This window comes from Haemophilus parainfluenzae, assembly GCF_003252725.1.
Classification (GTDB): Bacteria; Pseudomonadota; Gammaproteobacteria; order Enterobacterales; family Pasteurellaceae; genus Haemophilus_D; species Haemophilus_D parainfluenzae_L.
The window spans coordinates 46898-62449 of sequence record NZ_QEPO01000008.1 but is presented as its reverse complement, the minus strand read 5'-3'; the positions used below and the strand labels follow the sequence as shown (position 1 = coordinate 62449).

The 15552-nt window shown below is 35.0% G+C and carries 14 protein-coding genes; 10 read left to right on the top strand and 4 right to left on the bottom strand.

Features of this window, described 5'->3' with window-relative positions; genetic code table 11:
• The 10 genes from DPV85_RS08795 to ndk all read left to right on the top strand — a co-directional run.
• On the top strand, positions 1-1015 hold a 1015-nt coding region (locus tag DPV85_RS08795; protein ID WP_207798044.1), incomplete at its 5' end, for a hypothetical protein.
• A gap of 6 nt (positions 1016-1021) precedes the next feature.
• Positions 1022-2467 carry a flippase gene (locus DPV85_RS08790; protein ID WP_111327759.1) on the top strand — a complete coding sequence of 482 codons (1446 nt, stop codon included), beginning with the start codon at positions 1022-1024 and terminating at the stop codon, positions 2465-2467.
• Between the two features lie 16 nt (positions 2468-2483).
• The gene (locus tag DPV85_RS08785) at positions 2484-3197 is read left to right on the top strand and encodes an IspD/TarI family cytidylyltransferase (protein WP_111327758.1); all 714 of its coding nucleotides are present in this window, start codon (positions 2484-2486) and stop codon (positions 3195-3197) included.
• Positions 3194-4237: an NAD-dependent epimerase/dehydratase family protein gene (locus DPV85_RS08780; protein WP_111327757.1), complete on the top strand. Its 1044-nt coding sequence runs from the start codon at positions 3194-3196 to the stop codon at positions 4235-4237. The genes DPV85_RS08785 and DPV85_RS08780 overlap by 4 nt, the downstream gene beginning before the upstream one ends.
• Before the next feature lie 17 nt (positions 4238-4254).
• Positions 4255-5358 (top strand): UDP-galactopyranose mutase, encoded by a 1104-nt coding sequence (gene glf / locus DPV85_RS08775; protein ID WP_049381779.1) that lies wholly within the window; start codon positions 4255-4257, stop codon positions 5356-5358.
• Between the two features lie 12 nt (positions 5359-5370).
• Positions 5371-6786: an undecaprenyl-phosphate galactose phosphotransferase WbaP gene (wbaP, locus tag DPV85_RS08770; RefSeq protein ID WP_049381778.1), complete on the top strand. Its 1416-nt coding sequence runs from the start codon at positions 5371-5373 to the stop codon at positions 6784-6786.
• Positions 6786-7847, top strand: coding sequence for an acyltransferase family protein (locus tag DPV85_RS08765; RefSeq protein ID WP_049381777.1), 1062 nt, complete (start codon positions 6786-6788; stop codon positions 7845-7847). Before wbaP ends, DPV85_RS08765 begins: the two co-directional genes overlap by 1 nt.
• 29 nt (positions 7848-7876) lie before the next feature.
• The gene (gene rfbB, locus DPV85_RS08760) at positions 7877-8884 is read left to right on the top strand and encodes a dTDP-glucose 4,6-dehydratase (RefSeq protein WP_111327756.1); all 1008 of its coding nucleotides are present in this window, start codon (positions 7877-7879) and stop codon (positions 8882-8884) included.
• An 18-nt stretch (positions 8885-8902) separates the two neighbouring features.
• On the top strand, positions 8903-10204 hold the full coding sequence (pepB, locus tag DPV85_RS08755; RefSeq protein WP_111327755.1) for an aminopeptidase PepB: 1302 nt from the start codon (positions 8903-8905) through the stop codon (positions 10202-10204).
• 10 nt (positions 10205-10214) lie between these two features.
• Entirely contained in the window at positions 10215-10634 is a 420-nt protein-coding gene (gene ndk, locus DPV85_RS08750; protein WP_111327754.1) for a nucleoside-diphosphate kinase, read from the top strand.
• A 47-nt stretch (positions 10635-10681) separates the two neighbouring features.
• Here the strand turns inward: ndk and DPV85_RS08745 are convergent, their stop codons facing one another.
• The 4 genes from DPV85_RS08745 to DPV85_RS08730 all read right to left on the bottom strand — a co-directional run bounded on the left by DPV85_RS08745 (position 10682) and on the right by DPV85_RS08730 (position 15517).
• On the bottom strand, positions 10682-11413 hold the full coding sequence (locus DPV85_RS08745; protein ID WP_111327753.1) for an ABC transporter ATP-binding protein: 732 nt from the start codon (positions 11411-11413) through the stop codon (positions 10682-10684).
• A complete protein-coding gene (locus tag DPV85_RS08740; RefSeq protein ID WP_111327752.1) occupies positions 11406-12383 on the bottom strand; it encodes a FecCD family ABC transporter permease in 978 nt (325 codons plus the stop codon). The genes DPV85_RS08745 and DPV85_RS08740 overlap by 8 nt, the downstream gene beginning before the upstream one ends.
• Positions 12384-12733: 350 nt before the next feature.
• A complete protein-coding gene (locus tag DPV85_RS08735; RefSeq protein WP_111327751.1) occupies positions 12734-13519 on the bottom strand; it encodes a substrate-binding domain-containing protein in 786 nt (261 codons plus the stop codon).
• 75 nt (positions 13520-13594) lie between these two features.
• Positions 13595-15517, bottom strand: a complete 1923-nt coding sequence (locus tag DPV85_RS08730) for a TonB-dependent receptor plug domain-containing protein (protein ID WP_111327750.1) — start codon at positions 15515-15517, stop codon at positions 13595-13597.
• Positions 15518-15552 lie beyond the last annotated feature (35 nt).

Genomic DNA, 15552 nt, shown 5'->3' with positions numbered 1-15552 from the left:
ATATGGCATAGGTTTTTTATTAATATTTTTTTACAAATTTAATAAGTACTCATTGTTAGATTATCTACTTATTCCAATTTTTATTTTATCATATTATTATTCTGGAATAGGCTTGACATTATTTTTCCTTTTTATTTTTTCTAAGTATATTAAATTTGACTTAATTCTAAAATGTTTTCTTATATCTATTTTTTGTGGTGCCGTATTTGTATATATTACATATTTATTTGATATGTATGAATACTCAGATGTTAATTTTTATAGAGAAAATAGTAATGGAGAGACTGTTTTCAGACATCCATTAGGATACGTTTTTTCTACATATTTACCTAATGTGTTTTTATATGTTTCTCTATCTTGGATTGTTCTTAGAAATCATAAGTTTTCTGTTTTTGAATCTATATTTTTATTATTTTTAAATTATGTATTATATGATTTTACAGATACGAGAACTGTGTTTTATCTGGTTAACTTATTAATATTTGCTCTGATTTTTATAAGAATATTTAATATAGATTATAAAACAAAAGTTTTAGGTAGGATTTTGAAATTTTTAACAGTATATTCATTTTTATTATTTTCTTTTCTATCAATATTAATACAAGTTTTTTATGATCCAAGCAGTAGTTGGATGTTTGCATTAAATAAAGCGTTAAGTGGTAGATTAGCATATGGATACTACGCTTATGATACGTATGGTCTTTCTATTCTAGGTCAACATATAGAGTATGTAGATTTACTGGATGTAAATCAATATAATAAGTTATTTGTAGTTGATTCTGGTTATTTAAAAGTTTTATTGGATCAGGGGGTTGTTTTATTTATTTTTATCTTGTTTGGTTTTTTTAGATTGGGAAAGAGAATTGTGCTCAAGAATAATATTTATCTTGGGCTGGCTATTATATTTTCATTAGTTAACATAATGATAAATCCTCATTTATTACTTATAACATTTAATCCATTTATATTCTTATTAGCGTATGATAATAAGAATGAGAACTCAGTATATATATAACTAAGTATGAAAATAAGAACACTTAAATTTAATTTTTTAATGAATATGTTATTAACGGTATCTAATTTCTTATTCCCGTTATTAACTTTTCCTTATGTGTCTAGAGTTCTAACTCCTATCGGGACAGGGAAAGTAGCCTTTGCTTCTTCATTAGTATCTTATTTTTCAATTGTAGCCGCTTTTGGTATTGCTGATTATGGTGTGAGAGCGGTAGCGCAAGTTAGAGATAATAAAGAAAAATTGTCAAAGGTTATTCATGAATTATTTTTGATTAATCTATTTCTAATGTTGTTTGTATTATTTTTATATTTTTTATGTATTTATTTTGTGCCTTCTCTTAGGGGGGAGAAAACACTTTTTTTTATCACTGGTTTAAATATTGTCTTCACAATATTGGGTGTTGAGTGGGTATATAAGGGAACTGAGCAATATTTTTATATAGCAATAAGATCATTGTTTTTCAAGTTTATTTCGTTCTTTCTTATATTTTATTATGTAAGAGACTACAGTGATTATACTATATATGCATTTATTATTATATTTGCTACTGTTGGTTCTGGGTTGGTTAATTTATATAATTTAAAAAATGTAATAATTGTTAAAGTATTTAAAAACTATGATTTTTATAAACATGTTAAGTCTATGGCAATATTTTTTATTATTTCTATTGCTGTTGCTATTTATGTTAACTTTAGCTCAGTTCTATTAGGTTTTTTTTATGGGGCAGAGGATGTTGGATATTATAATGCAGCATATAGAATTAAAGATGTTATGCAAAGTATAATTACATCACTGGGGGCTGTTCTTTTACCTAGGTTAAGTTATTTTATAAAAAATAATATGCATGATGAATTTAATTCTGTATTAATAAAATCTATGAACTTTATTTTCATTATATCTCTTCCAATGGTAATCTTTTGTATCCTATATGCAGAGCCTTCCGTTTTGCTTTTTGCAGGAAATGGTTATTATGAAGCAATTTTACCACTAAAAATATTATCAATAATAATTCTTATCGCTAGTATTTCTAATTTAACAGGAATTCAAATGTTGATTCCTCTAAATAAGGATAAGGAGCTCTGTTATTCTGTGATTTATGGAGCTATTTCTAGTTTTATTTTTAGCCCTATTTTAGTTTATTATTATGGTGTTCTAGGTGCTGTTGTTTCTGTTTTAATATCACAAGTTATAGTGATGGCATCTCAAATAATTACTTTACGGAATTACTTTTATATGCTTTTTTCTAATATAGAATATATTAAATTGTCTTGTGGTATTATTATTTCTATTTTGATTTCATTTGGTCTGACTTGGTTTTCTGAGGAGGGACAAGTATTAATTTTCCTTATGAAAACAATACTTTTCTTTAGTTGCTATTTTTTAACTCTCTTGTTATTGAGAGAGAAGTTCATATTGTTAATGTTTAATCAAATTAAAAATAAATTTTATTAGGAGAGATAAGGTAGATATGAATTATGCACTTGTTTTTGCAGGCGGAACAGGTTCTCGAATGAACTCAAAGTCATTGCCAAAGCAATTTTTAAAAGTATATGGTAAACCTGTCATTATTCATACGCTTGAAAAGTTTGAACAATGTGAGGCAATCGATGCGATTGTTGTAGTGATTTTAAAAGGATGGGAATCTCATTTAGAAGATTTAGTCAAACAGTATCACCTTAAAAAAGTGGTGCGTATTGTGCCAGGTGGTAATTCTGGGCAGGAATCTATTTACAATGGTTTAAAAGAAATGGATAGTGGTGTTGTGGTTATTCATGATGGGGTAAGACCATTTATTAATGATGAGATCATTATTCAAAATATTGAGCTTGCAAAAGAAAAACAAGTTGCTATTACTTGTGCTACAGCAAAAGAGACTTTTGCTTATGTGGAAAATAATTGTATTAAACACGTGATTAAGCGTGAAAATTCATTTATTGCTAAAGCGCCGCAAACATTTAATTTAGATTTAATTAAATCTGCACATCATAAAGCTATTGCAGAAAATGATTTTTCATTTATTGATTCTTGTATGATTGTTAAACATTATTATCCAGAATTAGATTTCCCAATTGTTCTTTGTGGACCTGAGAATATCAAAATTACCACGCAAGAAGATTTTTATCTTGCAAAAGCAATGTTTTCTATTGAAGAAGATGAGCAGCTATATCGAGGTAGTGAATGAGCATATTAGAAGAGGATTTTAGAGAGTTATCTCTACGATTGAGTCCAGAGTTATCTCAATTAAACGGGAAAAGCATTTTATTGGTTGGTGCAACCGGAGCAATCTCTAGCTATTTGGGGAGATTTTTAATTAATGTTTTACAAACAAAAGTTGCAAGTTTTCAGCTTGCTTTAACGGCTAGAAGTGAAGAGAGTTTAAAAAAATATTATTCAGAAGTTGATAAATCCTTCTTTAAATGTATTTTTTTAGATGTTAAAGAACCATTCCAGCTTACAGGGCAGTATGATTACATCATTTTTGCAGCCGGTAATGCTGATCCGAAAAATATTGTAAATAATCCATTGGATATTATTCATACTAATTATTTAGGATTGCATAATACAATCGAATTTGCAAAGAAACAGACAAAAACAAAAATTGTATTTTTTTCAACTCGTGAAATCTATGGAATGGTTTCAAATAAGTCTGTGATTGAAGAAGATGATATTGGTGTACTGGATCCTTTAAACTTTAGAAGTTGCTATCCTGAAGTTAAAAAATTATGCGAGAATATGTTGGAGTGTGCCGTCGAAAATTATGCTAATTTATCCTATAGTATTCTTCGCTTAGCGCATATATACGGACCAGGAATGAATATTCAAAATGATGGACGTATTATGAATGACTTAGTGGAAATGACCGTAAATAGTAAAGGAATTAAGTTATTAAGTGATGGTAGTGCGGTTCGTGCATTCTGTTATATCAGTGATGCTGTGACGGGTATAATTAAAGCAATGTTAGTTAATGAAAATAAAGCCGTATTTAACATTGCTAATGAAACAGAAGCTAAATCTATTCGAGAGGTTGTAACTCTTATTCAAGAGATATTTCCAGCGCTAGTTCCTTCTGTAGAATATGCTCAAAATAGTAATGCTAACTCTAAAGGGTATTTCTTTACTTCTCGAACAGAATTATCAACAAAACGTTTAGAATCTTTAGGCTGGAAGCCTGAGACCTCATTAGCAGAAGGTCTGAAAAAGACGATTCAAAGTTATTTATAAAATCAAAGGATAACAAAATGAAAAAATATGACTATCTTATAGTTGGTGCAGGTCTTTTCGGCTCAATTTTTGCTTATGAGGCGACTAAGCGTGGTAAAAAATGCTTAGTAATTGAAAAACGTGATCACATTGGGGGAAACTGCTATACCCAAAAGATTGAAGGTATCAATGTGCATAAATATGGTGCTCATATATTTCATACAAGCAATAAAGTTGTTTGGGACTATATTCAGCAATTTGCTGAATTTAACCGTTTTACTAACTCTCCTGTAGCTCGCTACAAAGATGAATTGTATAGTTTACCTTTCAATATGCTTACATTTAATAAAATGTGGGGCGTTATCACACCAGAAGAAGCTGAAGCTAAAATTAAAGAGCAGATATCAAAAGAGAATATTACAGAACCTAAAAATCTAGAAGAGCAAGCTATCTCATTAGTTGGCCGCGATATCTATGAAAAATTAATTAAAGGTTATACTGAAAAGCAATGGGGGCGGAAATGCACAGAACTTCCAGCATTTATCATAAAACGTTTACCTGTTCGTTATACCTATGATAATAACTATTTCTATGATACTTATCAAGGTATTCCAATTGGTGGTTATACAGGTATTTTTGAAAGAATGTTAGAAGATATTGAAGTAAAATTGAATATCGATTTCTTTGCCGAACGTGAATATTACGAAAGTGTAGCTGATAAAATCGTATTTACAGGAATGATTGATGAGTATTTTGAGTATCAATTTGGCAAATTAGAATACCGTAGTTTGAGTTTTGGTAATGAAGTATTAGACATGCCAAATTATCAAGGTAATGCAGTTGTGAACTATACTGAAAGTGAAGTCCCTTATACACGTATAATTGAACATAAGCACTTTGAATATGGTACGCAAGATAAGACGGTGATCACTCGTGAGTATTCAAAAGAATATCAAGAGGGGGATGAACCTTATTATCCAATTAACGATCAGCGTAATAATGAATTATATTCAAAATATAAAACATTAGCAGATAATGTATCAAATGTTATTTTTGGAGGTCGTTTAGCTCAATATAAATATTTTGATATGCATAATATTATTGCTGAAGCTTTGGCATGTTCAGCTAAAGAGTTAAATTAGATAAGGACTGATATGCATAGAATAACATTATCAAAAATATTGCTTTGGCTTGGTGATTTTGTTGCTTTTTTTTCCTCTTTTTTTATTTCATTGATGCTATTGCCTTTACTCAATGATAGTCAAGTCGTTTTTCCAAAAGAGGAGCTAGATGAATATATTCTTATTCACCTCGTGATTTCTCTCAGTTGTGTATGCTGGTTTTGGATTCGTTTACGTCACTATACATATAGAAAACCTTTTTGGTTTGAGCTTAAAGAAATACTTCGTACCTTAGTTATATTTTTTATTATAGAACTGGCAATTATAGCTTTCTCCAAACTTTATGTATCTAGAACATTATGGGCCGTGACTTGGTTTTGGATTGTAGTTTTAGTGCCTGTAGTTAGAATTGGTTTAAAAAAATTACTTTTAAAACTAAATTTATACCAAAAAGATACAGTTATTATTGGTAGTGGTCGAAATGCTAAAGATGTATATAAAGCACTATCTGATGAGTCTTACTTAGGTTTTAGTTTTTGCTATTTTGTTGTATCTGATGCTATTCCCGAAGCCGGTATAGATGAAATTAAAGTAATAGATGCAAAGAATAAGGATATCATTTCACTTTTGCAACTAGATACTAAGACGGTTCAGTTCATAGTAGCTGTAGATGACGAAATATTGTTAGATTCTTGGTTGAGATATTTAGCTTTGAACAAATGCCGTTCAGTTTCTGTTATTCCTAATATTAGAGGAATACCATTGTATGGTACAGATATGTCTTTCTTATTCAGCCATGAAATGTTGCTGTTGAGAGTCAATAATAATCTTGCAAAGCGTTCCTCTCGTATTCTAAAAAGAACAATGGATATTGTTGGCTCTTTAGCCATTATTACTTTGCTTTCTCCTGTATTGCTTTATCTTTATTTTTCAGTAAAAAAAGATGGCGGTAATGCTATTTATGGGCATCCTAGAATTGGTCGTAATGGAAAAACATTTAACTGTTTGAAATTTAGATCAATGGTTGTGAACTCTAAAGAAGTGTTAGATGAATTGCTAAGAACAGATCCTGAGGCAAGAGCTGAATGGGAAAAAGATTTTAAATTAAAGAATGATCCTCGCATTACTAAAATCGGTGCCTTTATTCGCAAGACAAGTTTAGATGAATTACCTCAATTGTTTAATGTTTTAAAAGGTGAAATGAGTTTAGTTGGACCTCGCCCAATAGTCGCTGAGGAGCTAGAACGTTATCAGGATGATGTTGAGTATTACCTTATGGCTAAACCAGGAATGACAGGGTTATGGCAAGTAAGTGGACGTAATGATGTAGATTATAATACTCGTGTCTATTTCGATTCTTGGTATGTAAAAAATTGGTCACTTTGGAATGATATTGCTATTTTGTTTAAAACAGTTAATGTTGTATTAAAAAGAGATGGTGCTTATTAATGGCTACATTAAATAATTTACAGGGCTTAAGGTTTCTTGCATTTATATTGATATATTTAAACCATGCTTATGGGTTAATCTCCACAGGTAAGATTTTTGACTATGGAGCTAGGGGAGTAGAGTTATTTTTTATTTTATCTGGTTATCTTATTGCTTATGGCTTTGCCAATAGGAATGATGTGCTTGTTGATTCAAGCTGGAAAGCGTGTTTTTCTTATCTCAAAAATAAACTAAAGAAATTCTATTTTTTACATATACTTACATTTTTAATTGCTGCGTATGTAATATCTTGTATTAACCCAGGTTATCCAGGGATGCTGAGAAATGCTTTTCTTGGTATTACTCTTCTTAAAAGTTGGTATAAGCCTGCAATGTTCAGTTTTAATGGTGCAACATGGTTTCTTTCAACTATGCTATTTTGTTGGTTTTTTGTGCCTAAAATAAATGGGTTATTTAAAAATTGTAAGCATTCGGTATTACTCATCTCATTTTTTATCCTATATCTTTTTTCTATGACAATTGATGAGATGGTATTTAAAGCCCGGTATCCTTTACCTGAAGCTATTTCTTTATATGTTTTTCCTCCATACAGATTAATTCATTTTGTTTTAGGGTATTTAGGGTACTTTTTATTAAGAGATTTAGATAAGGATAGCTTAGGTGGCTCGTTTAATTTATCTCTTCTTCAGCTTGGTTTGCTAGTAGGGACAATATATGTGTATATTGCTCTAGATAAAACCTTTGTTTATACACAATTTATTTTATTTGATATTATTTTAATCCACTTAATTTCAATTAATGGAGGGATTTTCGATATTTTATTTGGTAATAAGGTATTTACTCATCTAGGGAATATTAGTTTCGAATTATATATATTACATGGAGAGCTTCTATCTCTTGGTAGGCTTTATTTATTACCTTTGGAGATAAATAAGATTATGGTTTTTATCTTAGTCTTTATTATTACATATTTGCTTAGCGAATTTTTTCATCTAAGAAATGTACATAATTTTATTACCAATAAAGTGTGGTGTTTAGGTAAAAAAAGATCAACGATTTAGTTTTTACCATTTTAGGTATTAATAATCATATGAATATCCTCATCACCGGTGGTTCCGGCTTCATCGGTTCCGCCCTCATTCGATATATCATTAATCATACTCATGATTCTGTTATCAATGTTGATAAGCTGACCTATGCTACAAATCAATCATCCTTAAAAGATATAGAAAATAGTACTCGGTATGCTTTTGAAAAAGTTGATATCTGTGATCTTAAAGAGATAGAAAGCGTTTTCGAGAAATATCAGCCGGATGCGGTGATGCATTTGGCGGCAGAAAGTCATGTTGATCGTTCTATTACAGGAGCGGCTGATTTTATTCAAACCAATATTGTTGGTACTTATACATTGTTAGAGGTTGCTAAGAACTATTGGTATACCTTAGATGAGGATAAAAAATCTGCCTTTCGATTCCACCATATTTCTACAGATGAAGTGTATGGGGATTTATCCTTTTCTGAACCAGCCTTCACCGAGCATTCCGCTTATCATCCGAGCAGTCCTTATTCAGCCTCAAAAGCGGCGAGTGATCATTTGGTGCACGCTTGGCATCGTACTTATGGTTTGCCAGTGATTATCACAAACAGTTCCAATAACTATGGGGCTTATCAGCATGCTGAAAAGCTCATTCCTTTAATGATTTCAAATTCGCTGATGGGGAAGCCCTTGCCAATTTATGGTGATGGGCAGCAAATTCGTGATTGGTTATTTGTGGAAGATCATGTTCAAGCCTTATATTTAGTTTTAACAAAAGGTCGAGTCGGGGAAAGCTATAATATTGGCGGAAATTGTGAAAGAACAAACCTTGAAGTAGTTAAAATGATTTGTGAGTTACTCGAAGAACTGGTGCCAAATAAGCCTAATCACATTAAGTATTACGAAGATTTAATTACTTTTGTAAAAGACCGACCAGGTCACGATGTACGATATTCATTGGATTGTTCTAAAATTCATGCAGAATTAGGTTGGCAACCGCAAATAACCTTTGAACAAGGGCTTCGTCAGACGGTAAAATGGTACCTAGAGAATAATAGATAAATAAAGGAGAAGAACTACATGCAAATTACATTATCAACGGCTCCGGCTTCGGAGAGTTGGGGCAAAAATGCCATTTTAAGTTTTAATCAAGATCAAGCCGTTATTCATCTTAAAGATGATGAAAAATCGAACCTTGTTTTAGTGCAAAAAGCGGCACGTAAATTACGTGGACAAGGTATTAAAGACGTTGAGCTTGTGGGGGATGCATGGGAATTAGAAAATTGCTGGGCATTTTATCAAGGTTTTTACTCGGCGAAGCAAGACTATTCGATTGAGTTTCCTCATTTAGAGGATGAGCCACAAGATGAATTATTAGCTCGTATTGAATGTGGTGATTTTGTTCGTGGCATTATTAATGAGCCGGCACAAACCCTTACGCCGGTTAAATTAGCTGAACGCGCGGCTGAGTTTATTTCTAAACAAGCCGAAAGTTATGCCGATAAAAGTGCGGTCAGTTTTCAAATCATTTCGGGTGAAGCGTTAAAAGAGCAAGGTTATCACGGGATCTTTACTGTGGGGCGTGGGTCTATTAATCCACCAGCCATGCTGCAATTAGATTTTAACCCGACTAATGATCCAAATGCGCCTGTATTAGCCTGTTTAGTGGGTAAAGGTATTACTTTTGACAGTGGTGGTTATAGCATCAAACCAAGTGATGGTATGAGTACTATGCGTACCGATATGGGCGGTGCAGCGTTATTAACGGGTGCGTTAGGATTTGCGATTGCGCACGGTTTAAATCAACGTGTAAAACTTTATCTATGCTGTGCAGAAAACTTGGTGAGCGGTAATGCATTCAAATTGGGTGATATCATCACCTATAAAAATGGTGTAACTGCTGAGATTTTAAATACTGATGCGGAAGGGCGTTTAGTATTAGCAGACGGTTTAATTGAAGCCGATAATCAAAACCCACAATTTATTGTCGATTGTGCAACTTTAACGGGTGCGGCGAAAGTGGCGGTGGGTAATGATTACCACAGTGTACTTTCTATGGATGATGCGTTAGTAAATAGCTTATTCCAAGCCGCGAAAGAAGAAAATGAACCATTCTGGCGTTTGCCTTTTGAAGCGTTCCATCGTAGCCAAATCACGTCTTCTTTTGCGGATATTGCAAATACAGGTACAGCGCCAGTTGTGGCGGGCGCAAGTACTGCAACGGCATTTTTATCGTATTTTGTGAAAAACTATCAACAACGTTGGTTGCATATTGATTGTTCGGCCACTTATCGTAAATCTGGCAGTGATTTATGGGCGGTTGGCGCAACCGGAATTGGTGTGAAAACTTTAGCAAATTTATTAGTAACGAAAGCAAGTTAAGTAGGATTTTATGGTAGAACGTACTTTTTCGATTATCAAACCTGATGCAGTAAAGCGTCATTTAATTGGTGCTATTTTAGGACGTTTTGAATCACAGGGATTCCGTGTCGTTGCCCTTAAAATGGTGCAATTAACCAAAGAACAAGCGGAAGGTTTCTATGCAGAACATCAAGGTAAACTATTTTTTGACCCGTTGGTGGAGTATATGCTCTCTGGCCCGATAGTGGTTTCTGTATTGGAAAAAGAAAATGCCGTGAAAGATTATCGTACTTTGATTGGTGCAACGAATCCGGCTGAGGCGGCAGAAGGCACTATCCGTAAAGACTTCGCGTTAAGCCAGCGTGAAAATTCTGTTCATGGTTCTGATAGCGTTGAAAGCGCAAAACGAGAAATTGCTTATTTCTTCGTAGATTCAGAAATCCAACCGTAATTCATTTCTATAAAAAAGCACTTAGTGAATCGCTAAGTGCTTTTATTTTATTGCTTTTCAATTTTTGAGATAGTCTTTTCCAGAGGATCAATTTCAGCCCGAATATGAAAGGCTTTCGCCAAATTTTCCGAATTTAATACAGCTTTCGTTTCACCGACAGCTAACAATTTGCCTTGTTCTAATAGAACAATTTCATCGCAAAATTGATAAGCCAATGAAAGGTGATGAATGGCGACGACACACGTATGTTGTGGTGTGAGTGATTTAAGCTGTTCCATCATATCAATTTGATAATAAGGGTCGAGTGGCGCAATCGGCTCATCGACCAATAAGATAGGGGATTCTTTAATACAGCAACGAGCAAGTTGTACACGCGCTTTCTCACCACCTGAAAGTTGTTGAAATGGCTTATTGAGTAAATGCGTTACCGCAAATTTTTCTGAAAACGCTTGAATTTTTGACCGCTCTTTTTCTTTTGGTAAGGGCGTAGCTAAGCCTAAGGCTATCACATCATAAACAGATAAATCCCAATGAATTTGCGTATTTTGTGCAAGGTAAGCAATGTGTTGGCTTTTTTCAGTTGCATTCATTTTGCTTAATGGCTGCTCATCGAACCAAATCTCCCCCAGTTTGAGGGGCAAGATACCCGCAATGGTTTTCAATAAGGTAGATTTTCCCGCACCATTGGCGCCCATAATGCCAATCAATTTACCTGATGGAAGCGTGCAGTTGATGTCATTTAAGCAATAGGATTGGGTGAGTTTTTCAATTTTAATCATAGATTTTTCTCTGTTGCGTTAATAACATCCAAATCAAGCAAGGGGCACCGATAAGTGCGGTCAATGTGCCGATGTAAATATGTGAAAACAGTGGGATATATAAAATCGCTAAATCGGCCATTAATAGCAATAATGCTCCAATTAATGAACTGGTGAGATAAAGCTGTGATGGGCGAGCTTTTAATAAAATACGGGCGAAGTGTGGTGCGATTAAGCCGATAAAACCAATGGTGCCAGTTTGTGGAATGGTTGCCCCCACTAATAAAGCCACACCGAAAGTACTGATAAAAAAGCTACGTTTTGGATCAATCCCCATGGTGCTCGCTGTTTCTTCACCAAATGTGAGTAAATCTAAGTATCGGCGAGTGTGGTATAAGCAGAAAACCCCTGCCAGAACAATCGGGAGTGAAATAAGCAAAGTATCTAATTTTGCCCACATCAATGAGCCTTGTAGCCAACGATAAAGTTCAGCTAATGCCCATGGACTTTCCGCGTTGGAGAGTAATAATGCGATTGCTGAACCAAGCAACATATTGACCGCTAAGCCACTTAGAATCATCATTGTGGTGCCGTAGTTTTTGGCGATCAAATACACGATTAAAAAACTTAAAAGCGCGCCAATTACTCCCCCAGCTAAGAGCAGTGAAAATGGTACGGCAAAATAGTAAAGGATAAATACACTAGCCGCTGTGGCTCCAGAACTACTACCAAGTAAGCCTGGACTCGCTAATGGATTTTGGAAAATACCTTGCATCGCATTGCCCGCTATGGCTAGGCTAGCGCCAGTCAATAAAGCTAAACCAATGCGTGGAAAACGAATATCCCACAGCACCATCGAGCGCATATCAGTGAGCACACCATCCGCATTTTTGAGATGGGCAAAATCGCCTAGCTGATGATAAATCGCAAACCCGCTAATCAGCAGCAATGCGAAGAAAAGTGCGGTATTTAATTTTAGTGTTTTGGTCAATGATCAATTTCCTATGTAATCCAAATATCATTTGTTAATTTGAGTTTGTCAAATCTCCCCTAGCCCCTCTTTGCTAAAGAGGGGGATTATAGTGTCGGGATTTATAATTCTGATATTTTATTTTAATCATTTATACATAAAAGCTGTAAATACATTATCTTGGGCTAATCTAATCATGTAATTTCTCTCTTTAGTAGAGAGGGTGGGATTATAGTGTCAAGATTTATAATTCTGATGTTTTATTCTAATCATTTATACATAAAGACATATAAATATGTCATCTAGGGTTAATTTAATAATGAAATTCCCCTCTTTAGCAAAGAGGGGTTAGAGGAGATTTGTCAGCTACATTATTTTAACTGTTGATAAATCTTCTCTGCCCCTTGCCATACGCCATGATCGAAACAATAGGTATATTTCATCGGGATGCTGACAAGCGGTTGGTTTTTGAAGAAATCTTGCAACATAGGGTGGTGCAGTAATTCAGCTTGTGCATTGTAACCTTGTTTGTCAGTCAGTGAAATGAGCATATTCGGTTGGCTTAAAATCACTTTTTCTAACGAGAAATTTTGTGCGGTAAGTGGTGTTTTTAACGGTGTTAATCCGAGTAAATTTAACAGCACAGGATATTGCGGATAATAACTCTCTACCACACCAGTTTCCGATAAAATCAGCGTGTCAGTAAGCGGTCGATTTAAGTGAACGTTTTGCGATTTTAGTTTTGTTACTAAATCAGCCGCCTTTTGCTCATTACCCAGTTGTTTGCCTAATTCTAGAATCAGCGCAAATAATTCATCTGGCGTTTGTGGGCTGTCGTTAATTGGGATGATTTTCACACCAAGCTTTTTCAGCTCTGCGACTAATTGGGGATAAAAGGTTTCATTAATCAGAATGGTTTTATCCAAATAGGGCAATAACTCGGTTAATTGCGGTTCCAGCACAGGTTTATCGGTATTGATTTTATCCAACATCATCAACGGATTTTTTGAATAAGGCGACTGTGCAGCAATTTGAGAAGGCTCAGCCAATTCGATAAGCAGTCTGTCGCTGCAAAGCGTAAGCGAGACAAATTGTTCCGAAGCCTGAGCGGTAAACGGAAGGAAAAGTGCGGTTAAAATTAAGCGAGTTTTTTGCATATAGAGATAATGATACGCTACGCCATCAATAATGTAAAAAGGCGTGCTAAGCACGCCCTTATTAGCGGGTAATAATTAGAACGAGCCTTTTAACCCAACGTAAACATTGCGTCCTTCTTGGCCATAGCCCAGTACGTTTTCATATTTTTTATTGAATACGTTGTTAAGGTTCGCATAAATCGTCAAGCTATCCGCTACTTTATAGTTCACGCCTAAGTTTGCCAAGGTGTAAGATGGCAATTTCACTTTATGTGTGCTGTAAGTTGGTGAGTAGTAGGTATCCATGCGTTTGCCTGTGTAAGATACATTTATATCCGCACCCAATTTTTCAGTGATTTGGTATGCTAAGCCCGCATTTGCTAAATGTTTTGGACGACGTGCTAATTCAGCCCCTTTGCTATCTCGGGTTTGCGTGTAGGTGTAGTTCGCATAAGCAGTTAATACATCGGTGATTTTACCGTTGTAAGCCACTTCAACACCTTTCACTTTGCTCTTACCTTCAAGGTTTACGGCACGGCTTGCATAAGTGGTAAAGTTGATTACTTCGCTGCTAATCGCATTTTTCACGTTGCGAGCGAAATAAGTCACATCAAAGCTATGACGACCATCATTGGTTTCAAATAATAAACCAACATCGCCACCTAAACTTTTCTCAGGTTGTAAATTCGGGTTGCCGATATAGCGCGCGTTGTAGCCGTAATATTCAGTGATCGTTGGGTTTTGAATCGCTGAACCAAAACTTGCGTGTGCTTTCACGTTATTATGTAAACGATAAGCGCCCGCGATGCGGCCAGTCCATGAGTTTTCATATTCAGAGCTGTCAGTGTAACGGCCACTGATATTTAAGCTATGATCTGCATCGTGTAATAAGCGATATTCTGCCGCTAAGCTTTTCTCAATAAGCTTTTTATTGCCAGCATTGTTGAAATAAGACGAGTTGAAATCTGTTTTTTGATAGTCAGTTAAGAAGCTTAAACCTTGTGTGAGAGTGCCTTCACGATCGAAATTGACATCTAATTGATAGTTTGCATTGAGTTTTTTCGCATCATAAGCTGATGTATAGCCAACGGTATCGCTGTCAGTTTTGAGATGGCTTACACCAACCTTATGTTTAAGCAATTGATCGTCATTACCTAAGAAGCCACTTAATTTGAATAAGGTATCACGTGTGCGAGTGTAGTGGCCTTTTTCATCTGTTGCGCTGTTATCAAAGTTAGCCGTTTGGCTGCTGTGAGAGGTTAAGAAATCAAAACCTTTTTGATTATCGTCATAGCCAAAACGAAGAGAGGCATTATCACGATGGAATTTATCGCGTTCGTTTGAGCCACCGGTACTTACCGCTGTGCCATCTTGCGCGGTATAGTTAAATCGGTTTTTGCTGAGTGCTGAAATGCCTTTGGTATGGTGGCTGTCACCGTGTAAAGCATAATAGAAGCCGTTATTTGAGCCTGAAAGGGTTAATGAACCATCTACTGTACGATTAGAGCCAGTGCCGAAATCGTAATCAACGTTGAAGGTTTTGCCTTTTTCTAAGCCTTTCTTCGTGGTGATATAAATCACACCACCCATCGCATCACTTCCCCAAAGAGCTGATTGCTCGCCGCGCAATACTTCGATGCGGTCAATATTGCTTAATGCTAAGCCACCGAAATCAAAGCCATAACCAGAAACTGGGTTCACTTTCACGCCATCAATAATCACTGCAGTGTGGTTTGCATCCGCACCACGTAAGAATACATTAGTTAATGTGCCACGACCGCCTGAAGTACTCACGGCTAAACTCGGTACCGTTTTCAATACGTCACTGACATAAGTCGCACCACGTTGTGCAAAATCTTTTTCAGTTAAAACAGTAACAGATGAGGCGGTTTGATGAAGGCTAGTTGGCGTGGCTGATGCAGAATAGACGTTAATCACATCTAATTTTGCCACGTCTTCAGCCGCAGCTAATGCTGGAATCGCTAATAAAATCGCTGAAGTAATCACATTTTTTTTCATTTTAAAATCCCTAGGATAAAAGTCTGTATAAAAGC

Bases quoted from the DNA above. Each gene is read 5' to 3' on its own strand.
- DPV85_RS08790 (WP_111327759.1), top strand. From the start codon at position 1,022: ATGAAAATAAGAACACTTAAATTTAATTTTTTAATGAATATGTTATTA.
- DPV85_RS08785 (WP_111327758.1), top strand. From the start codon at position 2,484: ATGAATTATGCACTTGTTTTTGCAGGCGGAACAGGTTCTCGAATGAAC.
- DPV85_RS08780 (WP_111327757.1), top strand. From the start codon at position 3,194: ATGAGCATATTAGAAGAGGATTTTAGAGAGTTATCTCTACGATTGAGT.
- glf (WP_049381779.1), top strand. From the start codon at position 4,255: ATGAAAAAATATGACTATCTTATAGTTGGTGCAGGTCTTTTCGGCTCA.
- wbaP (WP_049381778.1), top strand. From the start codon at position 5,371: ATGCATAGAATAACATTATCAAAAATATTGCTTTGGCTTGGTGATTTT.
- DPV85_RS08765 (WP_049381777.1), top strand. From the start codon at position 6,786: ATGGCTACATTAAATAATTTACAGGGCTTAAGGTTTCTTGCATTTATA.
- rfbB (WP_111327756.1), top strand. From the start codon at position 7,877: ATGAATATCCTCATCACCGGTGGTTCCGGCTTCATCGGTTCCGCCCTC.
- pepB (WP_111327755.1), top strand. From the start codon at position 8,903: ATGCAAATTACATTATCAACGGCTCCGGCTTCGGAGAGTTGGGGCAAA.
- ndk (WP_111327754.1), top strand. From the start codon at position 10,215: ATGGTAGAACGTACTTTTTCGATTATCAAACCTGATGCAGTAAAGCGT.
- DPV85_RS08745 (WP_111327753.1), bottom strand. From the start codon at position 11,413: ATGATTAAAATTGAAAAACTCACCCAATCCTATTGCTTAAATGACATC.
- DPV85_RS08735 (WP_111327751.1), bottom strand. From the start codon at position 13,519: ATGCAAAAAACTCGCTTAATTTTAACCGCACTTTTCCTTCCGTTTACC.
- DPV85_RS08730 (WP_111327750.1), bottom strand. From the start codon at position 15,517: ATGAAAAAAAATGTGATTACTTCAGCGATTTTATTAGCGATTCCAGCA.